A 26,319-nucleotide genomic window follows, 5' to 3' on the forward strand; every position below is an offset into this window, starting at 1 on the left:
TCCTCTTGGGCGACTTGGAACACCCGATGGGTGACATGAGCAAATTGACAGCTCGGAATGCCGCTTGGCATTCGCGAGGGTGGAGAGGTTGTTCAAAGAGGAGGCCGTGGTAGGTTTCGGCCGTGCTTGGGCGCTTCTCTTCTCGCTGCGGCAGACCAAAAGGCAAGCCTATGGACAGGGGGCGAATTGGTGGTCTTGGAAATGGTATTAGGAGATCAAGTCAAGACTTCGTCCCCATGGGTTGCATGGAGCAGACCCCGAATGGAACTCAGCAATAGTGCCTGGAGAGAAAAATGGATGTAAGTAGGATTGATTGATCCCCTCTCCCACGGCAAGAACGCATTCTGACAATTCCTTCATCAATGTGTCAAGGAATTTCCATCTAGATTTCCGGGGAACTGCGTTGAATATGCATCCAAGATGCTCCAATGCGCGTGGTAGGTGTACTACAAGGACCGGATTTAACACAACTTGAGTCGAAGAGGTCGGAGGTGGATTGGACATCTCACTTTGCCGACTGGACTTGCGCAAACTATGGCTTTCGTACTGGGTGCGATGGTCCAACCGCGGCTTCCCTCTGGCCGCCGCCGTTCATGTTCGGAGAGGTTGGCGGCGGCTCGCTCTGTGGCGGCCGGCGTCAGGAGGAGGGAAGTCGGGCCGCCGGGAATGGGGGCCGCTGTCGTCGACCGCTCTCGCATAAGCCGGGTCTTGATCACCAGCTTGCCTCGCCGCCGCCGGACTTGCTTCCTGGCCACTCCGTTCCAGGGGGCGGTTTCTCAACGCGGCGAAGAGGAAACCGAACGTCCAGCCGAGGAATACGGCGGACTCGCAACGGCGTCGCCGAAGGCGGCCCGCCAGAGGCTCCTCCCTTGAAGCCCCGAGGTGATCGGCGTCCGCCCGCTCGTCGGCACTTGAAATGGTCAGCCCCGAGTGATCGAATAAAGAGCGGCCTATCCAGCCGTTGAAGCCCTCGTAGCTGTTGCGGACGGGGCACTGACTTCGCGGCATCGGGATCGACGAAACATTATGGATGCGTCTGGGCTCGATCTGTTCCGGAATGCCTGCGGTCTCGACGGCCCTCTGATTCTGGAATGCCGGAATCATGGCCGGGGCGAGACTCGTCTCGAACTCCACGAATTCGCGCGGCCTTTCGTCCTGGTGGGTCGAGATCCGCGATCCGACCTGCTTCTGGAAGGCGAAGAAGTGAGCCGTCTGCATGCCTATTTCCAGGCGGTGGGCAGCCGCCTGTTTTGCCTCGATTTGAGCAGCCGGACCGGAATAGCCCTGGCCGATCGATCGGGGAGTCTGGACCGCGGCTGGCTGGACCCTGATCGGGTTGTCAACATCGGCGGCTATGGAATCCGCAGGATCGTGGAAAAGGCCGGGAGTCGGGGCGTCGGATCGACGGTCGAGCCGCCCGGCACGACGCTGATCGAGCCGGTTGATCCTCCGCGGCTCGCTGAGGCGGCGTTGGAACTGCCGATCAGGACGGGGGAGGACCACGCGCAGTGGCGGATACCGAGCGTGGTGGCTCTGATCGGTCGGGCCCAGGGGTGTGATATGACCCTTACGGACGACAGCGTGTCGAGATTTCACGCGAGCTTCGTTCGAACGCCGGGGGGCCTTTGGGTGGTGGATCTTCGGTCTCGCGAGGGCGTGTTCGTCGGCGGGGTTCGTGTCCGCTGGGCGTGGCTCGACGACGGCGACTCCGTTCGGATCGGCCGCTTCACTTTCATCGTGCGCTGCGTGGTCCAGGCGCCCAAGTTCAGTCGTCAGAACCTCTCGATCTCCGCGGGGGCAATGCCTGTCGCCGCAACCGAATCGTCGCTGGCGACGTCGAGTCAGCGATCACGCGATCCCGGTCGGGCCTTGGCCGTGCGGCCGGGCCCGACCTCAGGCTCGTTGGCGACTACTCCACCGACTCTCGATCACCCCGTCTTGGCCACGTCCGTACTTGGCGCCGAATCGACTCGCGCTTGGCAGTCCGCATCTCAGGACGGTCCGATGCCGCCGGCGATCTGGCAACAGCAGATGCAGCTGATGGAATCGTTCCACAACGACATGATCCTTATGGTCCAAATGTTCGTCGCGATGCACCAGGAGCATCAGGCCACGATGCGCGTGGAGCTGGATCGGGTCGAGCAACTGACCCGCGAACTCAGCGGGCTCCAGGAGAAGCTCGCCCGAGCGTTGCCCCAGGAAGAGGACGCGACCTCCAAGTCGACCTCCAGGCCGCCGCGGCGCGAGCGACCCGCAGCCGGCGGAGGCTCGTCGGATGCCGTCCCGAAATCGAAAGGCCTGCGGCCGGCGACGCCTGAATCACGCGGTTCGAGTACGTCGGCAGGCCCTGAGTCGCGGACCATCGGGGCGACAGACGCGCCGGATACGCCTCAAGGAACTCTCCAGGGCCGCCGTGGGCCGGAGAGGTCCTCCGATCCGGAGGAGGCCCACGGCGTGCTGACCGAGCGGATTGCGACGCTCCAGCGCGAGCGCCAGGGTTACTGGCGGCAAATTATCAACCAAATCAGCAAGCGAGGTTGATGTTGAAGTGAAAGACCGGGCGGCGCGTGTCGCTCGACGCCGTTTACTGCTTGACCATCGGCTCGATCTGCCAGTCCTGAAGCTCCACGCTCGCTCCACAAGAGAGGAATTGAACCGTTGCGACGAGATGGTCGCCGTTGCCTCGTCGAACAACCGTCCCCGCGGCGCCGGCGAGCGGGCCGGACCTGATCTGCACCTTCGTCCCTGGCAAGATCCGGGGCTCCGCGGATATGGGCAATCCGGAACTTAAAAACTTATGGATGCCACGTAAGTCGTGTTCCAGAGTGCTCTGGTCAAAGACCTGAAGGACGTTGACGATCCGACTGCCATGAATCGCTATCATCCTGTCGTTGTCGTCGCCCTTTAAAAAAAGGTAGCCGGTGAACAGCGGCAGGACGGATTTGAGCTTCCGCCCCTGGGGGGTACGATGCTCGTTGTTGATCTGAGGGAGGTAGAAAGCTACCCTCGCACCCAGAAGGTCGCGTGCAACGGCCTTCTCTTGTCGAGGCTTGGTGTGCAGACACCACCACTTCGAGGCGGAGTCGCACGCGACCGCGGGGGGGTCATCCCACAGGTTCTCAGGATAGAAATCGGTCTCGGTGGTAAGAATCGGCATGGAAGCATCACCTTTCCTTGACGGAGATCCTCCTACCTCGATGGTCCCGAAGACGTGGGTTAATGGATTCTTGATAGGAGTCTCGCTGTAACGATGTTGTTGCCCACAGTTAGAGGAATACCCATGTTTGACGTCTAATTCAAATCGAGATGGCGTGAAATTGAGGTTATGGCTGGATGACTCTTAATAAAAAGCATTTGCCGTCGCCCTTCTTGGGCAGATGAAGTATTGTTAAGAATTAATCGACTAGTAAGACGATCCGGGCTCGGGGTGAATGTTGAAAATTGTATACATGGGTTTCATTCGGAGGGTCGAAGACGGGCTCTCGTGGGTGAGGAGGACCAACCAGCAAGCCTGGCAGACTTCAGACACGAGTTCGGCGCGGGTCGTGGATGTCACTCTGAGCGGAAGTCCCAGGGCTCTCCCCATTACGGTGGGGCGGCCGCGTGGAGAATCAGGGAGTTGAAGGCGAGGTAGGGCAGCGTGGCGAAGGTCTTCTGGAGATCGGTTCGCAGTGGTGGGTCAGGTGGTTCCGGCGAACGGCCGCTCCTCGATTCCGCGTCTCGGCAGCAGCGAGAAGCCCTGTTTTCGACTCGCGGCGCCTGACGGCCTTGGGAAGGATGCCGTGGTCAATCGCCTTCAAGCTGTTGGCGGAAGAGCCATCAGAGGGCGTTGAGGACCTCGCGGAGGCCGTGCTCACGCTGACGGGCGCGCTCCAGAGTGTGGTTCAGCCAGAGGCGAGGAACACCCATTCTGCGTCGCCGCCCTCGGTGTCGTCGCGTCTGGTCGTCATACCCCAGGCACGACCATTCGCGACGCTTCCGCTGCCGGACCTGTCTCGTGTCGCAGAACGAGCGCGCAAATCGATTCGGGAGTAGGGTATTAGAATATCCTGACGCATGGAGCGGCCGAGGCTACACATGCGAGGTTACTGGTCCGTCGGCGAAGGTCGGAACCGCGCCAGGAGACGGGAGAACCAGCCCTGATACGCCATCCCCGGCTCCTTCGCGAGGAGGGGACCTCCGATGTGCGCACAGGCGAGTTCACTCATATTGCCCCGCCATTCCTCGACGGCTGGAGACCCGGCAGGGAATGAGAGCAGTTCCTGATATTCTGAGGGGGAGAGGTCGTAGTTCCAACTCAGCAGAAAGACGGCGAGGGCCAGTTCCGCCAAGGCCCGCTCCGCATCGGAATCCGCCTCGCGCACCGAATCGAGGAGGGGCCGATACTCCGCATCCGCTTGGAAACCCGTCGGATCGCCCGGGACGCGCGGCGTCGGGAAGACCCACAATTGTCCATTGGCCAACCGGAGTTTCCGGCCGGGTTGGAAATTGTGACGACGTCTCGACAACTCGTCGACCATGGGGATCGAGGACCTCGGGTGTCGTGGTGAATGGCCCCAAACGTCGGGGCTTTCGAGCGATCCGCCAAACCTCGCATGTGTATTATGTGTGCGTCGAAAGCGCCCTGCAAGGTCGAGCTGATCGCGAGCCTGGATCCGTGGCGGGAACTCACCATGGCGCCACACCGCCCGGTTCCAGCGGCGACGCGACGCTGGAAGCCCGAGGCGACTCTTACCTTGAGGAAAAGGCTTGGGATCGATTGATCTCACCTCAACCTCGACTCGAGGTGCTCTTCATTCATGTCGGCGCGATTCCGTGGCTTCCGGCCGGACGATCGGGTTGAATCACGATCGTCGACGATCCGCGCGGTTCGGCGGCGATTCTCCCGCCATTGGGCTTCCATGCATTCATTCGCTCGTTGTGGTGCTAGGTTGCACCATGCCGACCCTCTTCGATCGAGACGCGCGTCATAACCGACCGGGGGCTATCTTGCGGATCGGCGGCGGTTGGTGCAGTCCGAACCAGTTCGAGACCTTCGATGCCAGGAGGGGCATGCCGGTCTGAATCCGCAGCGCCAGGGGCGAGATCGGCACGAAGCTTCCAGGGGGGACGTTCAGTCACTCGCGGCCAGTTGGGGCTCATCCCCTGCCTCTCCTCGAGTCCTCCCAGACGATGATCGGCTGGGATCCAATTCCAGGATTTCACGTCTGAAGGTCGTCGACGCGGGTCAGTAGGGGACCAACGCGAGCCAGGCGACGCCGACGAGGGTCGTCAGGATGGTCAGCGGCACGCCGACCTTGAGGTATTCCAGGAAGCCCAGATCCGTCCCCGCCCGGCGGGCGTGCTCGACCACGATCAGGTTCGCGACCGATCCCAGCACGGTCAGGTTCCCCGCCAGCGTGCTCGACATCGCCAGCGCCAGCCACGCCTGCTCCTTCTGGGGCATGACCTCCATGAGCGGCTTGAACAGCAGCACCGCCGGGACGTTCGACACCAGGTTCGAAAGCGCCACGGACAGCCCGCTCGTGAGCACCACCGGCGAATCGAGCAGTGGCTTCCAGCGCTCGATCCCCCACGTCCGCACGACGTTCACCTCGAACGCGCTCACCACGACGAACAAGCCGGCGAACATCACCAGGAGCGGCCAGTCGACCGCATTGAAAACCTTCTCGGGGCGGACCCGATCGAGCATCAAAACGCCCGCTGCGATCAAGGCCGAGAGCGCGATCGGCTGCCCCGCGAAGAAGCAGCCGACCGTGACCAGGGTCACCGCGATGCTCTTGATCAGCAGGCCGCGATGGACCCTGGGCCTCGACTCCGGTTCCACGGCCGGGAGATCACGCCGCACCGCGCCGAGCTGCTTTCGGTACACGATCGCCACGACGACGAAGTTCAGCACCAAGCCGATCAGGGCCACGGGGGCCAACCGACTGGCGAATCGCAGGTAGGAGATGTGCGAGAGTGAGCCGATGATGATGTTCTGCGGATTGCCCGTGATCGTGGCGACAGAGCCGACGTTCGAGGCCGTCGCCAGGCCGATCAGGTAGGGGATCGGAGTTCGCTTCAGACGCTGGCAGAGGTGGAGGACGAGGGGAGTCAGGGCGACGCAGACGACGTCGTTGACCAGGAACGCCGAGAGCACGCCCGACAGGCCGATCGTCACCGCCAGCAACGTGAATGGGCCGGAGAACCGGCCGGCGATCCATTCCGTCGCCAGGGCGAAAAACCCGGCCAGGCGGAGGTGCGACACGACCACCATCATGCCGAACAGCAGGACGATCGTCTCGTAATCGACGGCCCGGGCCGCGTCGCTCATCGACACCACGCCGAAGCCGAGCATCGCGGCCGCCCCGACGAGCGCGATCCCCGTCCTGTCGATCCGCAAACCGGGGATTTTGCCCAGGGCCAACCCAAGATAGGTCAGGCCGAAGAGGGTGGAAACCAGAGGGATCGAAGCGGGTTGCGTTGTCACGGGTCTGGATCTCTCCGAATCAAGGGGTCGTCGAAAGGTCGGAGGTGGTGGCCATCGGGACGACGGTTCGGCCGTCGGCGAGTTCCTTGTGCCGTGTCAGAGTCTCGGGGACGAAGGCTGCGACGATCGCCGTCGCCACCACGCCGACGGCCGCCAGGGCCGCGAACAGCCCCCGATATCCGAGTGGCCCGACCAGGAATCCCGACGCCGCGGGCCCCAACGCCGAGCCCAGCACAAGGCACGATCCGACGATCACCTGCGCCTCGCCCGATCGCCGCGGATCGGCCAGTCGGTCGGTCACCCAGGCGGCAGCGATCACGGCGAAGAGGCCGTTGCCAAGACCATCGAGCGCCTGATTCGCGACGGCGATCCATGGGGCGTGGATCAGGGCCAAGAGTCCGAGCCGAATCGACATGATCGCCCAGCCGGCGATCAGCAACGGCTTTCGCCCCCACCGATCCGCGAGCCACCCAGCCGGCCAGACGACGAGCATCCAGGCTGCCATGCTCACGACGAACGCATACGCCAGCATCCGGTCGGGGGCTTCCAGGTCTCGCTTCAGGAACAACCCCAGGTACACGCCGCCGGGAGCGTTCGCGGCGTGATAGAGTACCATCGCCGTCACGAAGATCCAGAGGCCCGCGTCCCTTGGAAACCATTCCTTCGCTCGCGGGCCGACCGCATCCCGCGGCTCCGGAGCTTCCGGCGCGACCTGGTCGCGCCTCGGCGTCTCGTGGATCAAGAGCGCTGCGACGACGGCCAGGCTCTGGACCACGGCGAGCGGGACGAGGATCGCGCCGACGCCATGCCGCTCGGACATCCAGCTCCCCAGCAGGGCCGCGAGCACGATTCCGATCGGCTTCCAAAAGCGGAGAGCGCCCAGCGCCGCGCCGACGCCTCCCCTGGGTGCCAGTGCCGCGGCCTCGGCTCCGGAAAGGCTTTCGACGACGGCGCGGCCGACGCCGTTCTCGGCGAACAGGATCACGAGGAACCCGAGCCAGACGACCCCCTCCGCGCCGCGCAAGAGCACCGTCGACACGGCGATCAGGGCCAATGCGGCGACCAGGAACGGCTTGCGCCAACCGATCCGGTCCGACCAGAGACCGATCGGAAATTGAGCCAGGCCCGATAACGCCGCCAGGGTCGATACGATCCCGATCGCTCGGTCCGAGAGCCCCTTCTCCGCAAGGAAAAGCGGCAGATACGGCAACGTGAATCCGATCGCCGCCATCCCGAGGAAGTACGATCCGTAAAGTCCGATCCGGTTGCGCCAGTCCATGCTGATCTTTCAAGACAAGGGATCTGTGAGGAAGAAGGGCCGGGGCCGTCGGTCGGACCCCGGCTCGACAGTGTACCGAAGCAGGTCCGCTTTATTCGGGCGGCAACGGCGGCGGCAGGTCCGAGTCGCGGAGCTCGGCTCGCTTCGCCTTCTCCTTCGGCTCGGGGCGGTCGGGCGGCGGCGGGGGCTCGCGACGGACGCCGGATCGGAGTCCGTCGCGATTGCGACCTTCGGGGGGGCCGGCGGCGGCGTGGCCGAGGTGCTCGGCGACGTGGGTCATCGCCTCAGCCGCGCGGGCGAGTTCGCCGCCGCGCTCTTCGCGTCCGGCCTCGACGTCGCGCCTTGCGGCGGTGTACAGGTCGCGCGCCGCTTTCAGATAGACCTCGGCGCCCGGCGCGGGATCGCGGTCGGGGGACTCGGTGATCCGGTCGTAGGCCCGGTTCAGGTCGCGTCGGACCCGCTCGCCCGAATCGCCCGGACCGACACCTTCTGGCGGCGGCGGCAGGTCGGGGTCGCGGCGGTCGAACATCGCGGCCTTCTGGGCGTGATCGGCGGCCCGCGCCAGATCGTGGGCGACGGCCCCGTATTCGTGGGCGAGGAACTCGTCCTTGGCGTCGAGCGCCTTCAGGCCGTCGCGATAATACGTCACCGCGTGCTCGGTCCAAGTGCGGATGCGCTCCTCGGGACGGCCGTTGGACGTCGCATCGGCCCGGAGCCGACGGAGCAGGTCGTACGCCTTGGTCAGGTCGCCGGCCGGCCCACGATCGTCTTTCTTCTTCGCCGCTTCCTTGCCTTTGGCCTTCGGACGCGGCTCGTCCGGGCCCCCCGGCGGCGGTGGCGGCGGCGGAGCGATAGCGGCCAGACCGAGGCTGACCAGAACGGACGACGCCACGGCTGCGATCTTGAACATGATCATCTCCTTGTGATTAAAGTCTGCGGTTGCAATCTCGTTGGTTTGCCGGCGACTTCTTGCCGGCCGCACCGAGACCCATTGCACGGCCGATGCCAACGCGGAAACTGAGTGATTTCTTGGGTTTTGGGGACGTTCGACCCGTTCGCCGGGCGAATTCCGCCCGTCGCGCCGGGAGGAATCCGCCCAGTTCGAGCCGAGGCGGCGAGGGGCCTCTCGCTCTGATCGAGCTGGGCGAGCGAGCCGGCGGAATTCACGGAATCCCGGCGCACGGTTTGCGAAAAGAGGGGATGATCGAGTGTCGAGGATGGAAGGTTCGGTTTCCGACGAGAGGCTGTACGTGTCGCTTTCGCGGTTCAATCTCCGGGTGCCGCTCGGCGTCCAGGTCGGCGGGGTCGCAGCCCTGTTCGTCGCGGCCCTTCTGGCCCTCTGGGCGACGGGCGCGTCGGTCGTCGCCCGGGAGCGTCGCCGATCCGACGCCAGGACTCTGCTCGTCCGCGCGGGGGACGAACTCGCCGCCCGGGGGTACGAGATCGTCGCCTGCGCCGGGGAGTTCCCGGACTACCCCGAGGAGCCGTCGCGAGACGAGCTTGACCGCGAGCTGTCTGTCCGGTCCGCGTCGGTCCTGGCGAAGCATCAGGGCGTCGAGGGGGGATACCTCGTCCTCAGGTTCAAGAGCTTCCTCGGCACCACGTCCAATCAGAGAAGGCCCGTGAGCAAGGGAGACGAAGCTCCGAAGGAGCAACCGGCGCAAGAGCGGGGCGAGTCGAGTTTGCCGCCACTTGAGGCCGGCCTGATCGATATCCAGGTCGACGCCGCGATTCGCAAGCAGCGGGTGCTGTTCTCCGTCGAGGAGCTTGAGGGCGATCCCCCGGTGACCGTGGCCATCCGCACGACGCCGATGATCGTCGGCAAACGCATCGTCGGGGCGAGCTGGGTGATGACCCGGCTGGTCGATCCGCTGTTCGTCGACCGCTCGCTCCAAGGTTATCGGCTGGCCACGGGGCTCGCGCTCGCGGGCATCATCCTGGCGTTCGCCCTCACCGCGAGCCTGGCCCTGACCGTCCGCCGCCAGGCGGCCGAGCGCGACCGGCTTCAGACCGAGCTGCGGCGGAGCGAGCGGCTGGCGGCGTTGGGGAAGCTGCTCGCGGGCGTGGCGCACGAGGTCCGCAACCCATTGGCCGGCATCCGGGCGATCACCCAGCTCTGGAGGCGCGGGCTCGGAATGGGCGACGAGGGGTTTGACCACCTCACCGACGAGGTCGACCGGCTGGAGGACATCGTCTCGCGGCTCTTGCAGTTCACGAGGGCCGACGCCCAAGACCTCGCCCCCGGCGATCTCAACTCGGTGGCGGCCGAGGCCGCTCGACTGGCCGAGGACCGCGCCCGGGATCATGAAGTCCGCGTCGAGCTTGAGCAGACGCCTGACCTGCCGTCGGTGAACATGGCGGCGCCGGCGCTGGTGCAGGTCCTCCGCAACCTGACGACCAACGCGCTCCAGGTGATGCCACGAGGCGGCGTGCTCCGGGTGTCGACCCATCTGGATCCGGCGCGCGGAACGGTCTCGGCGAGCGTGGCCGACGACGGGCCGGGGCTTTCGGCCGACGTGCTGTCGCACCTGTTCGAGCCGTTTTTCACCACGAAGGCGGAGGGGACCGGGCTGGGCCTGGCGATCGCCCGCGAGATCGCCCTCGCGCATCGCGGCGACCTTCAAGCCGAGAACCGCCCGAACGGCGGCGCCGTCTTCACCCTGGTTCTCCCTGTCGCCGAAGTCCCAGCCGTTGGAGGCGCCTTGTCATGACGACCAGACCGACCGAAGCCGAGACGATCCTTGTCGCCGAGGACGACCGCGCGATCCGGTTCAGCCTCGCCTGTTCGCTGAAGGCCGAGGGCTACCGGGTGATCGAAGCCGGCGACGGTGACGAGGCCCTGGCCGGGATCGACCGCGAGCGACCCGACGCCGTCCTCCTGGATCTGAAGATGCCCGGCCGCGACGGCCTCGCCGTGCTCGCCGAGCTGGGCCCCGCGCTGGCTGACCTTCCGGTCGTCGTCATCACGGCGTACGGCGGCTCGGCCGCCGCGATCGAGGCGATGCGGCGAGGGGCCTACGACTACCTGAGCAAGCCGTTCGATCTTGACGAGGTTCAACTGACCCTCAAGCGGGCGCTTCGTCAGCGCGCTCTGGCCTGTGAAGTCCGCGCTCTGCGGGCGAAGAGTGAAGAATCGAATGAAGAGGCCGACGATTCGGCCGACGCCGAGCCGGAGCTGATCGGACGCAGCGCCGTCATGCGCGAGGTTTTCAAGGCGATCGGTCTCGCTGCCGCGACGGACGCCGCCGTCTTGATCGTCGGCGAGAGCGGGACCGGCAAGGAGTTGGTCGCCGCCGCCCTGCACCACCATTCCGACCGTTCGTCCGGCCCGTTCATCCGGGTCAACTGCGGAGCGCTTCCCGAGGGGCTGGTCGAGAGCGAGCTGTTCGGTCACGAGCGCGGCGCATTTTCCGGCGCCGACCGGCAGAAGCCCGGCCGGTTCGAGCGAGCCGCCGGCGGGACCATCCTTCTCGACGAAGTCGGCGAGCTTCCGCTCGCGGCTCAGGCGAAAATCCTTCGCGTCCTCCAGCAGCGGGAGTTCGAGCGGGTCGGTGGAACCGAGATCCTGCGGACCGACGCCCGGATCGTTTCGGCGACGCACCGCGACCTTTCGAAGGAGGTCGCCGCCGGACGGTTCCGCGAAGACCTCTACTATCGCCTGAACGTCGCCCGGATCGTCATCCCGCCCCTCCGCGACCGCCCCGACGACATCCCGCTCCTGGCCGAAGCCATCCTCCGCCGCGCGGAGCGAAGACACGGCTGGACCGAGCTTTCGCTCTCGCCCGAGGCGCTCATCGCCATCCGCGAGCGACCGTGGCCGGGGAACGTGCGGCAGCTTGAGAACGCCCTGTCGCGCGCGGCGATCGCCGCGCGAGGCCGGCCGATCCTCCCCGAACACCTCGACGCCGACGAGCCGCTCGACCCGGCGGTTCCCGCAGCAGTCGACCCCGCCGGGCTGCTACCGCTCCGCGCGCTTCTGGCCGAAGTGGAGCGTCAGGCGATCCGCCGCGCCCTGGTCGCATGCGGCGGCAACCGCACCAAGACCGCCGAACGCCTCGGCATCAGCCGCCGTCAACTCTTCGACAAGATCCGCGAGTACGACCTGCACCCGTAGGCCGCGCGGCCCGAGCCGTTCGACCAGGATTCGAAGGCCGTCGTCGGAGCCGGAGTCCTCGTAAACGCGCTCCAAGTCGAGCGTCGACGTCTTGGCTCCCGACTCCTTCCCGCTGAGTGCTTACAGCATGCTCGGAGTCGGGTTATGGTCGACGGTCTCGGGGTCGTCGTCGGTGAGGGGATCGCCGGAATAGCCGAATTGGTTGTAGCTGGCCAGCGCGCTTCCTTTTTCAAACTTCCGGAGGCCGTCGAGTTCGGACAGGGTCGCCCAGCGCACGTACGAAAGCAGTTGCGGCTCGCTGTCGAAAATGGCCGCAAGCCGCTGGGGGGCTCCGGGGCGAGAACCATACAGATAGTACATATGTTGCGTCCTATGAGCGATGCGCCGGGGAGGGGCGTCGATCAGATGTTCGCCTGCTCGCCGAAGTATTCGTGATCCTCGTTGTAGCCCCCCTCCCCTTCTCCGAAATCCTTGTGGCTTTCGACGAACTCGATGGCGCGAATCCACTTGACCATCTTGAAGCCGAGCTGGTTTTCGACTCGCAGCCTCAGGGGCGCGCCGTGCAAGGCGCTCAGCGGTTCGTCGTTCATCTCGTAGGCCAGAATCGATTGCGGGTGGCGAAGGTTCTCGATCGCATGGCTGTCGTAGTACAGGCCCCCTTCGAGGCCCTCGCCGAACGAGTGGAAGACGGCCATCCGCGCGTCAGACGTCGGGCGGACCAGATCGATCAGCTTCGACATCGGCGTCCCTCGCCAAGCCGCGACGCCCGACCAGCCCTGGATACAGTGGTGCAGCGTGACCTGCGACTTCACCCCCATCGCCCGGATCTCGTCCAGCGACAGCTCGACCGGGTTCTCGATCAGGCCGGAGATCTTGAGCCGGTAGTCCTTGAAATCGTCGGCGTTCAGGGTCGTCCATTCGTCGCTCGTCGGCAATTTCCCGTTCGGCCAGAAGAACGGCGAGATCTGATCGCGCGGGAATTCGGCCTCGGGCGCGGCGTCGTTGAGCAGCCGTTTCATGATCGGCGTGACGATCGCCCTGGCAATGTGCTGGATTGTTCGAGGTCGCCGCCACGCCGCCCAGTTCGCCAGTCCGTTGAAAGCCGCCACGACGACGATGCCCAGCAGGCCCAGGTAGATGCCGAGGCGTCGGCCGTCGTCCGTGCCGATGACGATGTGGTTCATGTTCCGGACGAGGCCGGTGAAGCTCACCATCGCGACGTGGACGACCAGAAAACCGAGAAAGGCGACCATCACGAGGAAATGGAGCGACCGGCCGATCTGCCGGTTGCCGGGTAGCCTGGGATACCAGGAGAACCGGTTCGTGAACGCCGGCGACATCGACGGCCCGGTCGCGATCGCCAGGGGCGCGAGCACGAAAATCGTGGAGAAATACGCGAGCTGCTGAAGCGCGTTGTAGCGGTAGAACCCGTTGGGCTCCGGAGGCATGTGGAGCGTGGCGTAATGGACGAAGATCGACCACGCCTCGGGGACGATCCGCCATGAGGTGGGGACGAGCCGTCGCCATTGCCCGGTTCCGAACAGCAGAATCACGAAGATCAGTCCGTTGCCGACCCAGAACAGTACGCTCAGGAAGTGCCAGTGCCGGGCCATGCCGACGGTATGTCGATATCCTGGAAGGCCGATCCAGGGAGACAGGTGGCGCGAGTCGTTCTTGGACGTCCAGACGCGGTCCGTGGGAACCTCGATCGGCGTCGCGCGGAGCCATTCCGTGCCGGGGGTGCAGTGGACGTTCCAGTAGAGCCGAGGGTGGTCCGCGAGGATTTGCAGGCCGCTGCGAATCAGGATGATGAGGAAAAACAGGTTCACATAATGGTGGATGCGGAGCCAGGCCGGAAAACCGGTGGGCATGTCGACATCGGGGGGCGCCGACGTTTCGGCCGCCACCGACGGCAAACCGAACGCGGCCCACTGGGCGTAGGCCGCGACGGTTGGAGCCACCACCAGGGCGATGAACACGAGAAGAGTGTCGCGTCGGATTCGCATGTGCGACGTCGTTTCCACTATTGCGCGGCCGGCGCGGGGTGAACGGCCCTCTTGGCGTCGAGGAAGGCTCGGGCGTCGTCGATCGCGAGTTGGACGGCCTCGCGATGCGACGGGTCGGGGACGCAGTCGAGGTCGGCCGCCATCCGCTCGGCGAGGTGCTCGACCGCCTGTTCGGCGGACGGGCCCTCGTGCTGCATCTCGGGGAAATTCTGGTGATGAACGCGGAACATGTGGGAGCTGCAAGCGTCGCAGATTTCTATGATGATGATCCGTCGTGGGTCGTTACTCATCGATCGGTCCTCCTCACGGCGTGCAACGAAGGGATTCCAGGGTGACGAGCCGTCCCCCCGACGCCGCCGTCAGTCGGAAAGGAAGGCCCGGATTCGGGGCGGAGCCCACCACCGAAATGGCGCGGACTCCGCGTGGTTTGCCTCCGAGGTCATCAGTCCTTTTTCCTCCCCTTGCCCTTGCTCGGTTCACCGGGCGCGTCGGTTTCGGGTTGCTCGGCGGCGTCGCAGTAGATGAAGCCGGGAGCGTCGCTCGCCGGGAACGACTCCTGGGACGCCTGATCGACGAGATCGGTCGCCGCGTCCGAGTCGAAATCGACCCGCCCACCGCGACCTTGCGCCAGCTCGGACGCGCCGTCGACTGGGCTCGCCTGGTCGCAATGGGGCGGTCGCTCGGCGAGTGGCGAGTACCGCGGGAAGGTGATGGTCAGGAGGAGCGAGGCGTCTTCGATCCCCGTGACCGAGTGGGATTGCTCGCCTTGAAGGTAGAGTAATTCACCGGCGCCCAGTTCGCGCCGGACGCCTTCGGACGTGAAAGCGACCCGGCCCTCCAGGCACTGGACCGAGATCTCCCCGTGGGTTGCGTGGGTGGGGATCTCCTTGCCCTGGGGGATCACCAACCTGATGATTTCCAAAGCCTCGGTCTTGACCAGGACCGTGGTTCTCGCGCCGGCCAGATCCTTCGCGAGCGGTCGGACGTCGATTACCTCGCCCGGCTTCGCATGCGGGATCGCCATGACACTCCCTCCTCCTTACGCTCCCCCACCGCCGGCAGTGGGCGATGGGGGAGCGAGACGGTCGAACAGCAGTGACAATCGCCAACTCTTACGATACTCGATCCTCGGTGCGGCTGTCATCGGCCGGCCCTCTCGTTGGGACGCGCCACGACTCGGCCGTCGGCCGTTAGCGGGCCGACCCGAACTCCGGCTTCGCCGCGGTCGGCAGCAAGGGCTCAAGCGTGGGGTCTTCCTCGGACCGGATCGACCAGCCGGTCTTCAGACCCAGGACGAACCAACCCAACGCGAACATTCCGATGGCGAAGATCGTATCGCCGATGGCCCGCATCCAGCGGAGCGTGTGCATCGTCGGCGTCTGCATGAATTCAGCCGACCGGGCGTACCAAGTGCCGGTCTCGACGCTGGCCCAGGTCTGCAACAGCCCCACCGGCAGCAGGCTGAGCACCACCATCAAGGCGAGGCCGAGGTTGATCGTCCAGAACGCGAACGAAAGCACTCCGGTCCTCCAGACGTGGTGCGTCGCCAGCCCCTTCAGGCAGAAGAGCATCAGGCCGATGCCGAGCATGCCGTAGACGCCGAAGAGCGCCGTGTGGCCGTGAACGGCCGTCGTGTTCAGCCCTTGCATGTAGTAGAGCGCGATCGGCGGATTGATCAGGAATCCGAACAGCCCGGCGCCGACGAGGTTCCAGAACGCAACTCCGACGAAGAAGTAGATCGGCCACTTGTAGCCGCCGATCCAGGGGCGAGCCCGACTCATCGTCAGGTTTTCATACGCTTCGAAGCCGATCAAGACCAACGGCACCACCTCCAGCGAGCTGAACGTCGCACCCAACGCCAGGATGCCCGTCGGGGTGCCGGCGAAGTAGATGTGGTGGAACGTGCCGAGGATGCCGCCGAGCAAGAAGACGCTCGTCGAGAACAGGACCGCGGCGGTGGCCGTGGCCGTGCGGAGCAGCCCCATTCGGGTGAACAGGAACGCGATCACGACGGTCGCGAAGACCTCGAAGAAGCCTTCGACCCACAGGTGGACCACCCACCATCGCCAGTATTCGGCGACCGCCAGGTTCGACTGTCGGTGCCAGAACAACCCGGGGACGTAAAACAACGGGATGGCCGCCGAGGCCAGCAAGAACAGCGCCAGCAGGTGGCGGTTCTCTCCGGACCGGAACGCGGGCCACATCGCGCGGACCATCAGCATCAGCCACAAGAACAGGCCGACGGTCAGGAACGCCTGCCAGAACCGCCCGAGGTCGACGTACTCGTATCCCTGGTGTCCGAACCAGAAGTTCACCGTGTTGCCGAGCCGTTGCTGGACGGCGAACCATTGCCCCGCCATCGAGCCCACGACGATGATCAGCAGGCAGACGAACAGAAAGTTGACCCCCAGCCGCTGGAACTTCGGCTCGTATCCCGAGACCGCCGGCGCCATGAACAGGCCGGTGGCCAGCCAGGCGGTGGCGATCCAGAAGATGGCCAACTGCGTATGCCAGGTGCGGGTCACCGCGTACGGCAGCCATTTCGCCAGGGGGATGCCGTAGAAACCCGAGCCCTCGACGCCGTAGTGGGCCGTCAGGACGCCGAATCCGATCTGCGCGATGATCAGCGCCATCACGACCCAGAAGTATTTCAAGGTCGCCCTCATAGAGGGAGTCGGCCGCAGGGCCAGGAGCGGGTCGACTTCCGGCAGCTCGTGGCTATCGTCCCGCTTGCCCTGCTGGATGGCGAAGTACAGGGCCAGCAAGCCGATCCCCGCCAGCAAGACTATGAAACTGATCAACGACCAGACGAGCAGCGTGGCGGCCGGCCGGTTGTCGATGAGCGTCTCGGACGGCCAGTTGTTGGTGTAGGTGATCGCCTGGCCCGGACGTTCGGTCGAGCAGACCCACGACGACCAGAAGAAGAAGTCGTTCATCTGCGCCATCCGCGCCGGGTCGCGGATCGCGTTCGCGGGGATCGCGTAGGCGTCGCGCAGCTCGTCGACCGCGGGATCGTCGCCGAAGATCGAGGCGTAGTGCTCGCTGAGCACGCCGATCGCCTGGGCCCGCAGCGGCGAGATCACCAAGTCGCCCGTCTCGGCGTTATAAGTGTTGGTGCGAAGCTCGGCCTTCAGACGCGCCTTCAGCCCCGCCTGCTGCTCGGGCGGAAGCGCGGCGTAGAGTTGGGCGTGGTCTTGATGGGCCCAGTGGTCGAGCAGCCAGATCGCCTCGCGGTGAAGCCAGTCGGCCGACCAGTCGGGGGCGACGTACGCCCCGTGGCCCCATACCGAGCCGACCTGCTGACCGCCCATCGACTGCCAGACGTTTTGGCCGTCCTTGACGTCCTGGCCCGTGAACAGCACCTTGCCTTCCGTCGTGACCACGCGCCGCGGGATCGGCGGGGCCATCCGGTAGACTTCGCCGCCGTAGTAGCCGAGTACCGCAAACGACGGCACCATCACCGCCGCCAGGAGGAGCCATAGCCCTGTATACTTGACGGGCGGGTGAACCTCCAGGTGGGGGGGATCGTCCGCGCTTGTTGGAAATACGTCGTTCACACCGTTCATCTTTCCTCGTCTCTCAGGTGATGCGCGTACCGGTAGCGGGCCCGACTTGCGGGTGTACCTGATTCGCTGTGGATTCAACTTAGTCGTCGAGCCTCAAGACTTTCGTCATGCCTTCCCGCATCCGCAGGGCGCGGAGGACGAACGCATCGGCCTGCCGGGGCGTGCACAGGTCGCGCACCGTGGCCTCGAACAGGTCAACCCAGCGGCGGAAATGATCGCCGCTGAGCTCCTCGATCGGGCGGTGCCGCTCGACCGGTCGCCCCGAATAACGCCCCGACCTCAGAAGCGCCGCCGCCCAGAAGTCGGTCATCCGGCCCAGGTGGACGTCCCAGTCGTGGACGTAGCGATCGAACACCGGTCCCAGCTTCTCATCCAGCCGCGCCCGCTGGTAGAACTCCACCACCACGTCGCGGATCAGTTCCACGGTGATCTCGTGAGCGTCGGCGTGCGGGACGCCGACCCCTTCGGTCATCGGCAGACCGTAGGAACGCGTCGGGGGCGAGCCGACCGCATCACGAGAACTCGATGAGGATTCCATGCGTTGATCCTTATTCCAAACGTTGCGATGTTCAGCGCGACGCTTTCCAGTAGTCCGGCAGGTCCGGCTTGGTCTCGCGGAGGATCTCGAGAATCGCCTCGCGGTCGGCCGAGGCGAGTTGAGGGTCGTCTTTGCCGTTCCCACGACCGTTGAGGATGTCCCACAAACGCCGGTAGACGTAGTCCTTCACTTCACCGGGGAGCGAATTGAAGGCCCGGGTGTAGATCAGGTAGCTGCACGGGTGGCGGAACAGCCGGGTCTGGAGGTCGAGGTCGCGGAGTGATCGGCCCTTCGAGTCCTTGGGCCCTCGCGCGGCGAAGTCGGCCGCGAACGTCGACGTGCCTTCGATGCGATCGGTCAACTGGATCTCGTCGCGGAGCAGCATGTACTGCACGACGTCCTCGCCGACGCCTCGAATCCGCGACCGCGCGCTGTCGGACGGTTCATCGGCCGGGCGGTCGAGCGCCTTGTTCATCTCGCGCTCGTAGTGCAGCGCCATCCGCGTTTCCAGCCCGGCGCGGGCCAGCCGGTTGAGCATCCCCGTCTGGTGCTCCAGCACCATCAGGGCGACGATGTCGCTGTGCGGCGTCGGGTAGAACGAGATCGTCAGCCGATCCTTGAGGTCGACCACGTTCACGCCTTTGGTGTTGTCGATTTCCTCGGGCCGCTTCGCCCCCCGAGTGATCATGTTGCCCATATGCTTCTGCTTGCCGCTCGTGCCGGTCACGTACCACCCCCCCCAGCGCTCGGCGAGCGGGCTGCTGTGATCGGTGCGGAACGAACCGCTGGACAGCAAGGGATCGCCGCGGCCGTCGACGAACAGGGAACGGACGAGGTGGCCCGGCATCCCCCGATTGGCCGACGAACTGTGACAGAGCAGGCACGCTTCCGTCTGCCGCTGCGGCGCGGGCTTCTCCTCGTCGGTCTGGTCGATCGTGTAGAACGCCGTGCCGATGACGTCGTCGACCGCCGAGATCTCGATCACCCGGCCCCGAAGGCAGAAGCCGACCATCACGTCGTCGTTGAAGTAGACCGCGCGCGGCGTCTTGGGAGAGATACGCTCGCGCTGGAGACTCGTCTTCGAGAACACCAGGACCTGCGACGACTCGGAGATGTCCAGGGCGCGGAGCAGCGATCGCAGGTAGCCGTGCTCCGGCTCGTATTCAAGCCGCGCCGTTCCCGCGGCGAGCCTCTCTTTAAGGTCCGTCACCGCGTTCTTCGGAGTCGCCTCGCTATAATGGATCGGAGCGCGCTCGATCTCCTGCCCCGTCGCCGTCCCGGCGGCGAACGCGGTGAATCCGATCAGGACGACGCCAAGCCCCAGCCCCCGTCGGGAAGCCGCGACTCCGTGAACCGAAAGGGAGTGACCGCCTGTCATCGATCTGCCTCGCTTATGCGTTCAAGGTCTCGCGACCCGACCGTGGGTGGTCGGGGCCGCGCTCGAATGCCCGCCGCCAGGGGCGATTTTAATGTGCATTCTATATGCATGTTATCGCGGCCCGGCCGTTTGTCAACGGGCCGGCGGACTTTATGCGTGAGATCAACAAAGCGCAGGAGGACGAGGGATCGGGAACCCTCAGCGCCCCGTTGATCGCGCGGTGCGGACCCACTGCGTCGGCTTGCCTCCGAGCCGGACCGAGATCTTCCAGAGGGCGTAGACGGGGACGTAGGCCAGGGTCAGGAGATAGCTTGCGGGAAGGCCGAAGACCAAGAACGGGCTGAGCGCGTAGCCGCCGACCGCGACGATCATCAGCAGGCTTGAACCAAGCAGAGCCAGTGGGACCGGGCTGGAAAACGGCTCGGGATGCAGGAAAACGACCGCGAGGTTCAGTATGGCGAGGATCACGAACAGCCCAAGGAGCTTCATCATCGGGGGGGTCTTCAGCTCCACGGCCGACGCGAACCGCTCGAACAGGTTCATCCGATTGCAACGAAGGACCGGCCCGAACAGCCGCTTCTTGACTTCCTTTCGGCCGAACTCCCAGCGCCTGCGTTGGTTGGCCGCCGCCTCGCCTCCCCCTTCGAGCATCGTGGCCTTGACGGTCGCATCGGGAAGAAACGCGATCCGCTCGCCGGCCGTTCGGACGACCCACGAGAATTCGTAGTCCTCGACCAGCCCGTAGCTCTTCCAGGGGACTCGCCGCAGGCCCCGGGTCGTGAAGCACATGCCGTTGCCGTTGAGCGGCGAGCTGAGCCCCAGGCGATACAACCCGAGCGGGCCCACGCCGTTGACCAGGCTGAAGGCGAAAGTCATCAGCCGGGTCCGCCACGAGGCGTCGGGGTTGGCGACGGTGTAGTAGCACTGAATCCAGTCGTGGCCCTCGCGGACCAGGGCGTCGAACTTCCGCAGCAGGTCGGGCGAGGTGATCGTGTCGGCGTCGACGATCACGATCGCGTCGAGCCGATCGAACCGGCCCGACTCCTGCAATCGTTCGATCAGGTATTCCAGGGCGTAGCCCTTCGTCTTCTTGACCGGATCGTGGCGGACGACGACTTCGGCTCCCTCGCGAGCGGCGATGCCGGCGGTGTCGTCGGTGCAGTTGTCGGCGATCACCAGCACCTGGAACTGGTCGGCGGGGTACTCCTGAGCCCGGCAGCTCTGGACTGTCTGGGCGATCCCGACGGCCTCGTCATGCGCCGGGATCACGATCAGGAACTTCGACGTCGGGACCTCCGGAGTCACGGTCCGCCGGGGCGAAAAAACCGCCGCAAGCGCTGTAAGTAGGAGCATCGCCAGGAACGGCAGGGCGATCAGGTTCAGGCCGACCACAAGAATTGCTACCAAGCCGGCGGCTGTCATAATCAGTACATTCCTATCAATCGGATGCCAAATACCGCGAGGACGCCGCGCGCCGACTCAACCCGAGGTCGGCCAATTTTAACGGGACGCCGGGCCCCCGCGATAGGTCGGCAAGACCCGCGACCCACCGGGACTCCCGTCCGTTGGCCCGAGCTTCCCCTACACGAGCGGTGAACTGGTGCTCGCTGAGTTTGGGTTCGTTCGCGCCGATTCGGCGTGCTTATTCCGGCTACAGACTCCCCCGTATCCACTTCGATCCGTCCGATTTCCAGGGCTGCCTGGCCGACCGTCGGAAGGCGACGGCGCGGCCGGGAATTGGGTTCGTTCGCGCCGGCGGATTCTGGTTTCTGGTGTTTCTAACTTCTGTTGTGGATGGGTTTTACATGCGGAATCCAATATTGGCTTCGATCGTCCAGGAAACGGGTGGGCCACGCTCAAGGTGGTCGTCTCATCGGGGCGTTCCCACTGGACGGGGGCGTCTTCGTTCAACCTGCTCTCGCGCCCTCCGAGGAGGGGATGCGTACGACGACCATTGGCTTTGTTCGCGCGTTTTTCGATGCTCACGGAACGTGTCTCTCCCCTGGCGGGATCGAAGCGGCTCCGTTTCGTCCGAGTCCGAATTGCCAAGTCGCGCGCGCACCGAGGGCGCTGCTATCTTTGAGGATACGACGTGGACCCTGGTTCGAACGTGGTCTCGTGGCGAATAATGGACGCCGCACGCCGGCCGGACCATCGCATCCGGAAGGGCTCGTGAACTCGAAGTACGACGTCGCTAATGGGTCGGTTCTTCGACGCACCACACAAGGCGTCGTCCGCTAGCAGGGAGGCAGGGGTATGGGCGCTTGGAACGTCGAGGGTGAATGGAGTGGTCGGTAATTTTACGACCTGGTGAACGACCTCTATCCGCCGGAAGGCGTTCCGTTTGAGATGTCGTTGACCAAGGGCTGGTTCGGTCGATTTCGCGGCAAGGTCCAGGATGATGCATCCCGAGGGGGGATTTCGGAGAAGGGCCGGATTCGCGGGCGAATCCGAGGCGATCGGATTTCGTTTCTCAAACGGATGCCGATCTATCATGTCGCCGGCGGGGCGACGATGGCGGAACACATCCTTGAGCATTACCGTGTGGACGTCCGGCGCGACCTGCGGCACCCACCCATCCGTTACGTTGGGCAGTACGATTTCATGGAGGATCGCGCGACTGGACGGTGGTCGATCTCCCCTTACAAGTCGTTGATCTGGGCCCATGGCCGCTTGCTCTGCATCCGCTCTGAAACGGCGACCGGAACATGGGAGATCCGACGCAGCACGCGGGGACCGCTTCCAGTGGAGTTTCTTGGTCGTGCCGGGCTGTCGCGAACACGCCTCGTCGCGGCCGGCGCGAGCCGTCTGAACCTTTCACTTTCCATAACGAACTCGGTTTCAGGGAAGGACGGATTTGCGGGACATCCTGGCGAGCTGGGCCAGCTCGATCCTGGCTTTGTCGGCCCAGGGGCTGTTGGGCCATCGCTGGGGGATCTTGCCGAAGTGGAATTCGGCGCTGGCGACTTTGTTGACCTTCTTGTAGTACGCGCCGATCTTGTAGGTCCGCTCGGCTTCCTGGTTGTTGATGAGGTCGAGCGTCACGAAGGGTTCGCGCACAGCCTGAGCCGTCGTTTTCGCCGAAGTGGCGGCGGCGGGCGCGTCGTCCTCGGCGGCGCGAGCCGGGCCGCGAAGCGTGGCGACACCGATCGTCAGACCGACGAGGGCGAGCGACGCGAAAGGTCGCGAGGCGCCAGGCGAACGTCGTCCGAAGCTTCCCGTTTCGCTTTGATCACGCAGCATTGCGATCCTCCTGAGCAAAGTCCCACGATCCGCGAGGAACTCCCTCGCCGGCCATCGTGGGGACCGTCCATTCTGCTGCAACGCCAGCCGCGCCAGGATCACCAGGTAACTCGCGGGCCCTCCGACGAATCGCGCCGCCAGAGCGTCGGCCGCCTGTTCCTGCTGGAGCTGGAGCCGTCCGGCCATCCAGCGCACCAACGGGTGATACGTGTTCAGCACGAGTGCGATCCGAGCGACCAGGCCCGTCGCATAGTCGCCGCGAACGACGTGGGCCAGCTCATGCGCGAGCACCGCGCGGCGCTCGTCGGGTTTCCACGACCGCCAGTCGTCCGGCAACAACAAGACCGGCTGTCGCCAACCCGCCGTCGCCGGCGTCGTCAGGTCGTCCACCTGGCGAAGCTCGACGGTCCGCACGCAACCCATCTCGTCGCGCAACTGGCCGAGCAATCCCGTCATCTCCGCGTCGTCGACCACACTCCCGCGCCGGCGGTAGGCTCGGATCGCCCAGAGGCCGGTGAGCAGTCGGACCAGGCTGAAGCCCATCCCGCCCAGGGTGAAAACCGCGACGAGGCTTCCCCAGGGACGGACCCGCGCCGCTAGCTCGGCCGCGCCGCCCTCGAGCCTAGCCCAGGCCAGGCGTAGCCCTCTGAACTGCCAGCCCAGGCCGACCGCCAGGGCCGGGCGATCGGGATTTGCCGCGATGAGCGGAGGAACAGACCAGGCCGCGTCCAACCGTACCAACTCGTTGGGCGCGGCTTGCTTCATGGGACTTTTGGCTTCGCGTCCGGGACCGACGGCGAGTCCCACGACGCTCAGGACGACTATCAGTCCGAGGCTCAAGGTCGAGATCCATGCGCCCGACGCCGGGCTACGCCGCGAGGCCAGGGCGAGCAAGCCCAAGGCCGGCGCGAGTACGAGCGTGACCTGCACGGCGAGCCACACGAAGGTGATTCCCAGCTCGTTCATTGGACCTTGCCCTCCGAAACCGGTTCGAGGACGGGCGAGAGCAAGCGACCCTCGCCCGTCTTCGACTCAACGGCAAGCCCGTCTTACCTCGTCGTGCTTTTGGACTTGGCCGCAGCGGCTTGTTCATGAGACCGCCCTTCCGCGACTTCGGCTTCGATGATCGCGATGTAGTCGGCGATCGTCCCGAAGCCCTCGGCCTGGAGGTCGACCGAACGGTCCGTGTGCTGGACGCGGAGGTTCGACAGGAGTCTCTTGAGCATGCGGTGCGTGAGTTTTTCAACCTGCCCGGACGTCACCGTGGGGTCGGCCTGGTCGACCGCGTCTCGGGCCAGTTTCAAGAGCGGATCGAGCGCGAGGGCGATCGCCTCGCTCGCATCTTGGGACTTACAGGCGGCAGCGAGGTGCATCGCGATGGAATCGGCGTCTTCGACTCCGAGCGTCCAGTACTCGACACCCTTGAACAGCGACAATACGATCGCGTCGTCGGGCCGTCCCAAGTCGTACTGCTTGGTGAACGTCGCGTTCTGGTTATCCATGGCGACGGCGAGCAGGCCGCGGCTGGCTCGATTCCATTCGGGGGTGCGCACATAGGCTGGTTGCAATGGAGTCTTACGGCTGATGAGTGAGCGAATCCCCGCTTCTTCGTCCAACACGATGGTCCGGTCATCGAGAAGGTAAGCGCAGGGATGGGGGCCAATCATCGGCTGTATCGGCCCCTTGATCTGGTAATAGATACGCCCGCCTTCGTGAACCTCGGCCAATTCGATACCCCACTGGCGGAGGAACCCCGGCCAGTCGAACGGGGCGAACGTGTGGACGGTAAGGCCGACGAAAGCGATGGAGTGAAGGTTGTCGCGCTCGGCGTTTCTTGCACGACCGAAACGGATTCCGCAGGTCGCCCACTCGACGTCCTCGAAGCCGAGCTTGAGGAAGCCCGGTCTGGACATGTCGACCTTGAACTTCTTGCTGAGTTGCGAGAGGTCGCCCCCGATGACCTCGGAGAGAATGAACCTAAAACCTTCGCCCATGCCCGAGCGGCGACACACGGCGGCGGGCCGGAAAGCGACAAGGCCGGCGACGCCGTCGGGGACGTAGGGCGGCACGATAGGGGCGTTCGCCGACTGCGCCGCTGGTTTAGCAGTTTCGACGGTGGATGCCTTCTCATCGGCGGCGTTGGCCGGGCCGTGAAGCATCGCGACGCCCACAGTCATGCCGAGGAGAGTGACCGACGCCAGCAAGCGCCATGTCTTCGAAGACGGTCGATCGAAGTTTCCGGTTTCGCTCTGATCACGCAGCATTGCGATCCTCCTGATCAGGGTCCCGCGATCGGCGAGGAACTCCCTCGCCGGCCATCGCGGGGACCGTCCATCCTGCTTCAACGCCATGCGGGCCAGAGCCGTCAGATAGGCGGCCCGCCCGCCGGCGAACCGCGCTCCCAGGGCGTCGGCCGCCTGCTCTTGCTGGAGCTGGAGCCGACCGGCGAGCCAGTAGACCAGCGGGTGATAGGAATTCAGGACCAAGGCGACCCGGGCGACGAGGCCCGCCGCGTAGTCGCCGCGAACGACGTGGGCCAGCTCGTGCGCGAGGACCGCGCGGCGCTCGTCGGACGTCCACGACCGCCAGTCGTCCGGCAGCAGCAGCACCGGCCGGCGCCAGCCCGCCGTGGCGGCGGTCGTCAGTTCGGCCGTCTCGCGCAGTTCGACGGTCCGCACGCAACCCATTTCGATCCGTAACGCGTCGAGCAGTTCGTTCATCGCCGGGTCGTTGATGATCCTCCCGCGCCGTCGGTAGACGCCGACCGCCCACAGGCCGGTCAGCAGCCGGACCAGGCCGAAGGCCATCCCGCCGAGCGCGACGAGCGCCACGACGCCTCCCCAGGGCCGTACCCGCGCCGCCGGTTCGGCCGCGCCGCGCTCGATCCGATCCCAGGCGAGCCGCAAGCCCGAGAACTCCCAGCCCAGACCGGCCGTCGGGCTCGGGCGATCAAGACCGGCCGCCCCAAGCGGAGGCTCGGGCGAGGTCGCAGCCGTACGGCTTGGGATGGTGGACGCCGTCGTTTTCGTGGGGGCCTCGATCTGACGCCCGGGCCGCGCCGTCAGCTCGACGACGCAGAGGGCGGCGATCAGTCCGAGGCTCAAGGCCGCGACCCATGCTCCCGCAGCCGGCCCGCGCCGCGAGGCGAAGGCGTGCAGGGCCAGGGCCGGAACAAGGACAAGCGTGACCTGTACGGCGAGCCACGCGAGGGCGATTCCCAGGTCGTTCATTGGTCCTGCCCCTCCAGAATCCGTTCGAGCACGGCCCTCTCCTCGGCCGACAACTTACGCTCATCGACCAGGCGGCAAAGCAATTGCGCCCGAGACCCACGAAACACCCGGTGAACCAGGTCGCCCAGCAGCCGCCCCGATACGTCCTCGTACGACCGCGCCGCGCGGTACACGAACGGCCGCTCGTCGTTGACCTGCTGCAAGAACCCTTTCTCCTGAAGCCCTCGCACGAGGTTGGCGATCGTCGTATACGTCCGATCCAGGCCCGACGCCTCCAGCCGGTCGCGCGTCTCGGCGGCCGTCGCCTCGCCCCGCGACCAGAACACGTGCATCACCTCCAGCTCCCGCTCCGTCAGATCCTTCGCCGGCGGTCGTCCCATGACTTGCCCTCCCCTGGCCTGTTGGATTTGGTTTCCCAAATTTGGTTTGCCGAATCTAACGGATCGGCCGGGGCGATCAAGACCGAAAATGAAAACAGGGAGCCGGAGCCCCC

Annotated in this window: 20 protein-coding genes and 1 pseudogene; 4 read left to right on the forward strand and 17 right to left on the reverse strand. The window is 65.3% G+C overall.

What is annotated here, in order from left to right; translation table 11 throughout:
* Positions 1-1,026: 1,026 nt before the first annotated feature.
* Positions 1,027-1,728, forward strand: a pseudogene (locus tag BSF38_RS32585) (FHA domain-containing protein); the annotation flags it as partial.
* A 276-nt stretch (positions 1,729-2,004) separates the two neighbouring features.
* Positions 2,005-2,541, forward strand: a complete 537-nt coding sequence (locus tag BSF38_RS31935; protein ID WP_237170775.1) for a hypothetical protein — start codon at positions 2,005-2,007, stop codon at positions 2,539-2,541.
* A 43-nt stretch (positions 2,542-2,584) separates the two neighbouring features.
* Here BSF38_RS31935 and nusG read toward each other — a convergent pair whose 3' ends face one another.
* From nusG to BSF38_RS06890, 6 genes are all read right to left on the reverse strand, one after another.
* Complete coding sequence (nusG, locus tag BSF38_RS06865) at positions 2,585-3,157, reverse strand: transcription termination/antitermination protein NusG (protein ID WP_076344189.1); 573 nt, start codon at positions 3,155-3,157, stop codon at positions 2,585-2,587.
* A gap of 928 nt (positions 3,158-4,085) precedes the next feature.
* Positions 4,086-4,520 carry a hypothetical protein gene (locus BSF38_RS06875; protein ID WP_076344193.1) on the reverse strand — a complete coding sequence of 145 codons (435 nt, stop codon included), beginning with the start codon at positions 4,518-4,520 and terminating at the stop codon, positions 4,086-4,088.
* Positions 4,521-4,967: 447 nt separating this feature from the next.
* Positions 4,968-5,093 carry a hypothetical protein gene (locus tag BSF38_RS32350; RefSeq protein WP_257787843.1) on the reverse strand — a complete coding sequence of 42 codons (126 nt, stop codon included), beginning with the start codon at positions 5,091-5,093 and terminating at the stop codon, positions 4,968-4,970.
* Positions 5,094-5,227: 134 nt separating this feature from the next.
* Positions 5,228-6,472 (reverse strand): anion transporter, encoded by a 1,245-nt coding sequence (locus tag BSF38_RS06880; RefSeq protein WP_083712750.1) that lies wholly within the window; start codon positions 6,470-6,472, stop codon positions 5,228-5,230.
* A 19-nt stretch (positions 6,473-6,491) separates the two neighbouring features.
* Positions 6,492-7,751 (reverse strand): MFS transporter, encoded by a 1,260-nt coding sequence (locus BSF38_RS06885; RefSeq protein ID WP_076344195.1) that lies wholly within the window; start codon positions 7,749-7,751, stop codon positions 6,492-6,494.
* Between the two features lie 91 nt (positions 7,752-7,842).
* Positions 7,843-8,661: a hypothetical protein gene (locus BSF38_RS06890; RefSeq protein ID WP_145952002.1), complete on the reverse strand. Its 819-nt coding sequence runs from the start codon at positions 8,659-8,661 to the stop codon at positions 7,843-7,845.
* Positions 8,662-8,968: 307 nt separating this feature from the next.
* Here BSF38_RS06890 and BSF38_RS06895 point away from each other — a divergent pair, with 307 nt between their 5' ends.
* Together BSF38_RS06895 and BSF38_RS06900 are read left to right on the forward strand one after the other, a co-directional pair.
* Positions 8,969-10,462 carry a sensor histidine kinase gene (locus BSF38_RS06895; protein ID WP_076344199.1) on the forward strand — a complete coding sequence of 498 codons (1,494 nt, stop codon included), beginning with the start codon at positions 8,969-8,971 and terminating at the stop codon, positions 10,460-10,462.
* On the forward strand, positions 10,459-11,865 hold the full coding sequence (locus tag BSF38_RS06900; RefSeq protein WP_076344201.1) for a sigma-54-dependent transcriptional regulator: 1,407 nt from the start codon (positions 10,459-10,461) through the stop codon (positions 11,863-11,865). The genes BSF38_RS06895 and BSF38_RS06900 overlap by 4 nt, the downstream gene beginning before the upstream one ends.
* A gap of 120 nt (positions 11,866-11,985) precedes the next feature.
* On the opposite strand, the gene BSF38_RS06905 is transcribed toward BSF38_RS06900, so the two are convergent.
* From BSF38_RS06905 to BSF38_RS06955, 11 genes are all read right to left on the reverse strand, one after another.
* Positions 11,986-12,225, reverse strand: coding sequence for a hypothetical protein (locus tag BSF38_RS06905; RefSeq protein WP_076344203.1), 240 nt, complete (start codon positions 12,223-12,225; stop codon positions 11,986-11,988).
* Positions 12,226-12,266: 41 nt separating this feature from the next.
* Positions 12,267-13,871, reverse strand: coding sequence for a molybdopterin-dependent oxidoreductase (locus BSF38_RS06910; RefSeq protein WP_076344205.1), 1,605 nt, complete (start codon positions 13,869-13,871; stop codon positions 12,267-12,269).
* 17 nt (positions 13,872-13,888) lie between these two features.
* A complete protein-coding gene (locus BSF38_RS06915; RefSeq protein WP_145952003.1) occupies positions 13,889-14,161 on the reverse strand; it encodes a hypothetical protein in 273 nt (90 codons plus the stop codon).
* Between the two features lie 152 nt (positions 14,162-14,313).
* Complete coding sequence (locus tag BSF38_RS31640; RefSeq protein ID WP_076344209.1) at positions 14,314-14,895, reverse strand: cupin domain-containing protein; 582 nt, start codon at positions 14,893-14,895, stop codon at positions 14,314-14,316.
* 166 nt (positions 14,896-15,061) lie between these two features.
* Entirely contained in the window at positions 15,062-17,329 is a 2,268-nt protein-coding gene (locus tag BSF38_RS06925) for a nitric-oxide reductase large subunit (RefSeq protein ID WP_076350654.1), read from the reverse strand.
* A 187-nt stretch (positions 17,330-17,516) separates the two neighbouring features.
* Entirely contained in the window at positions 17,517-17,975 is a 459-nt protein-coding gene (locus tag BSF38_RS06930; protein ID WP_076344211.1) for a group III truncated hemoglobin, read from the reverse strand.
* Positions 17,976-18,006: 31 nt separating this feature from the next.
* Positions 18,007-19,353, reverse strand: a complete 1,347-nt coding sequence (locus tag BSF38_RS06935; protein ID WP_076344213.1) for a hypothetical protein — start codon at positions 19,351-19,353, stop codon at positions 18,007-18,009.
* A 198-nt stretch (positions 19,354-19,551) separates the two neighbouring features.
* Positions 19,552-20,760: a glycosyltransferase family 2 protein gene (locus BSF38_RS06940; protein WP_168189324.1), complete on the reverse strand. Its 1,209-nt coding sequence runs from the start codon at positions 20,758-20,760 to the stop codon at positions 19,552-19,554.
* A gap of 1,434 nt (positions 20,761-22,194) precedes the next feature.
* Positions 22,195-23,562, reverse strand: coding sequence for a M56 family metallopeptidase (locus BSF38_RS06945; protein WP_076344217.1), 1,368 nt, complete (start codon positions 23,560-23,562; stop codon positions 22,195-22,197).
* 83 nt (positions 23,563-23,645) lie between these two features.
* Entirely contained in the window at positions 23,646-25,826 is a 2,181-nt protein-coding gene (locus BSF38_RS06950) for a M56 family metallopeptidase (RefSeq protein WP_076344219.1), read from the reverse strand.
* On the reverse strand, positions 25,823-26,206 hold the full coding sequence (locus tag BSF38_RS06955) for a BlaI/MecI/CopY family transcriptional regulator (RefSeq protein WP_076344221.1): 384 nt from the start codon (positions 26,204-26,206) through the stop codon (positions 25,823-25,825). Before BSF38_RS06955 ends, BSF38_RS06950 begins: the two co-directional genes overlap by 4 nt.
* Between the last annotated feature and the right edge of the window lie 113 nt (positions 26,207-26,319).

The sequence above is a fragment of the Paludisphaera borealis genome, assembly GCF_001956985.1.
GTDB classification, from domain to species: Bacteria; Planctomycetota; Planctomycetia; order Isosphaerales; family Isosphaeraceae; genus Paludisphaera; species Paludisphaera borealis.

What these genes read in the sequence shown, in the direction of transcription:
- BSF38_RS31935 (WP_237170775.1), top strand. Translation starts at nt 2,005, where the DNA reads ATGCCGCCGGCGATCTGGCAACAGCAGATGCAGCTGATGGAATCGTTC.
- nusG (WP_076344189.1), bottom strand. Translation starts at nt 3,157, where the DNA reads ATGCCGATTCTTACCACCGAGACCGATTTCTATCCTGAGAACCTGTGG.
- BSF38_RS06875 (WP_076344193.1), bottom strand. Translation starts at nt 4,520, where the DNA reads ATGGTCGACGAGTTGTCGAGACGTCGTCACAATTTCCAACCCGGCCGG.
- BSF38_RS06885 (WP_076344195.1), bottom strand. Translation starts at nt 7,751, where the DNA reads ATGGACTGGCGCAACCGGATCGGACTTTACGGATCGTACTTCCTCGGG.
- BSF38_RS06890 (WP_145952002.1), bottom strand. Translation starts at nt 8,661, where the DNA reads ATGTTCAAGATCGCAGCCGTGGCGTCGTCCGTTCTGGTCAGCCTCGGT.
- BSF38_RS06895 (WP_076344199.1), top strand. Translation starts at nt 8,969, where the DNA reads ATGGAAGGTTCGGTTTCCGACGAGAGGCTGTACGTGTCGCTTTCGCGG.
- BSF38_RS06900 (WP_076344201.1), top strand. Translation starts at nt 10,459, where the DNA reads ATGACGACCAGACCGACCGAAGCCGAGACGATCCTTGTCGCCGAGGAC.
- BSF38_RS06905 (WP_076344203.1), bottom strand. Translation starts at nt 12,225, where the DNA reads ATGTACTATCTGTATGGTTCTCGCCCCGGAGCCCCCCAGCGGCTTGCG.
- BSF38_RS06910 (WP_076344205.1), bottom strand. Translation starts at nt 13,871, where the DNA reads ATGCGAATCCGACGCGACACTCTTCTCGTGTTCATCGCCCTGGTGGTG.
- BSF38_RS06915 (WP_145952003.1), bottom strand. Translation starts at nt 14,161, where the DNA reads ATGAGTAACGACCCACGACGGATCATCATCATAGAAATCTGCGACGCT.
- BSF38_RS31640 (WP_076344209.1), bottom strand. Translation starts at nt 14,895, where the DNA reads ATGGCGATCCCGCATGCGAAGCCGGGCGAGGTAATCGACGTCCGACCG.
- BSF38_RS06925 (WP_076350654.1), bottom strand. Translation starts at nt 17,329, where the DNA reads ATGGTGCCGTCGTTTGCGGTACTCGGCTACTACGGCGGCGAAGTCTAC.
- BSF38_RS06930 (WP_076344211.1), bottom strand. Translation starts at nt 17,975, where the DNA reads ATGGAATCCTCATCGAGTTCTCGTGATGCGGTCGGCTCGCCCCCGACG.
- BSF38_RS06935 (WP_076344213.1), bottom strand. Translation starts at nt 19,353, where the DNA reads ATGACAGGCGGTCACTCCCTTTCGGTTCACGGAGTCGCGGCTTCCCGA.
- BSF38_RS06945 (WP_076344217.1), bottom strand. Translation starts at nt 23,562, where the DNA reads ATGAACGAGCTGGGAATCACCTTCGTGTGGCTCGCCGTGCAGGTCACG.
- BSF38_RS06950 (WP_076344219.1), bottom strand. Translation starts at nt 25,826, where the DNA reads ATGAACGACCTGGGAATCGCCCTCGCGTGGCTCGCCGTACAGGTCACG.
- BSF38_RS06955 (WP_076344221.1), bottom strand. Translation starts at nt 26,206, where the DNA reads ATGGGACGACCGCCGGCGAAGGATCTGACGGAGCGGGAGCTGGAGGTG.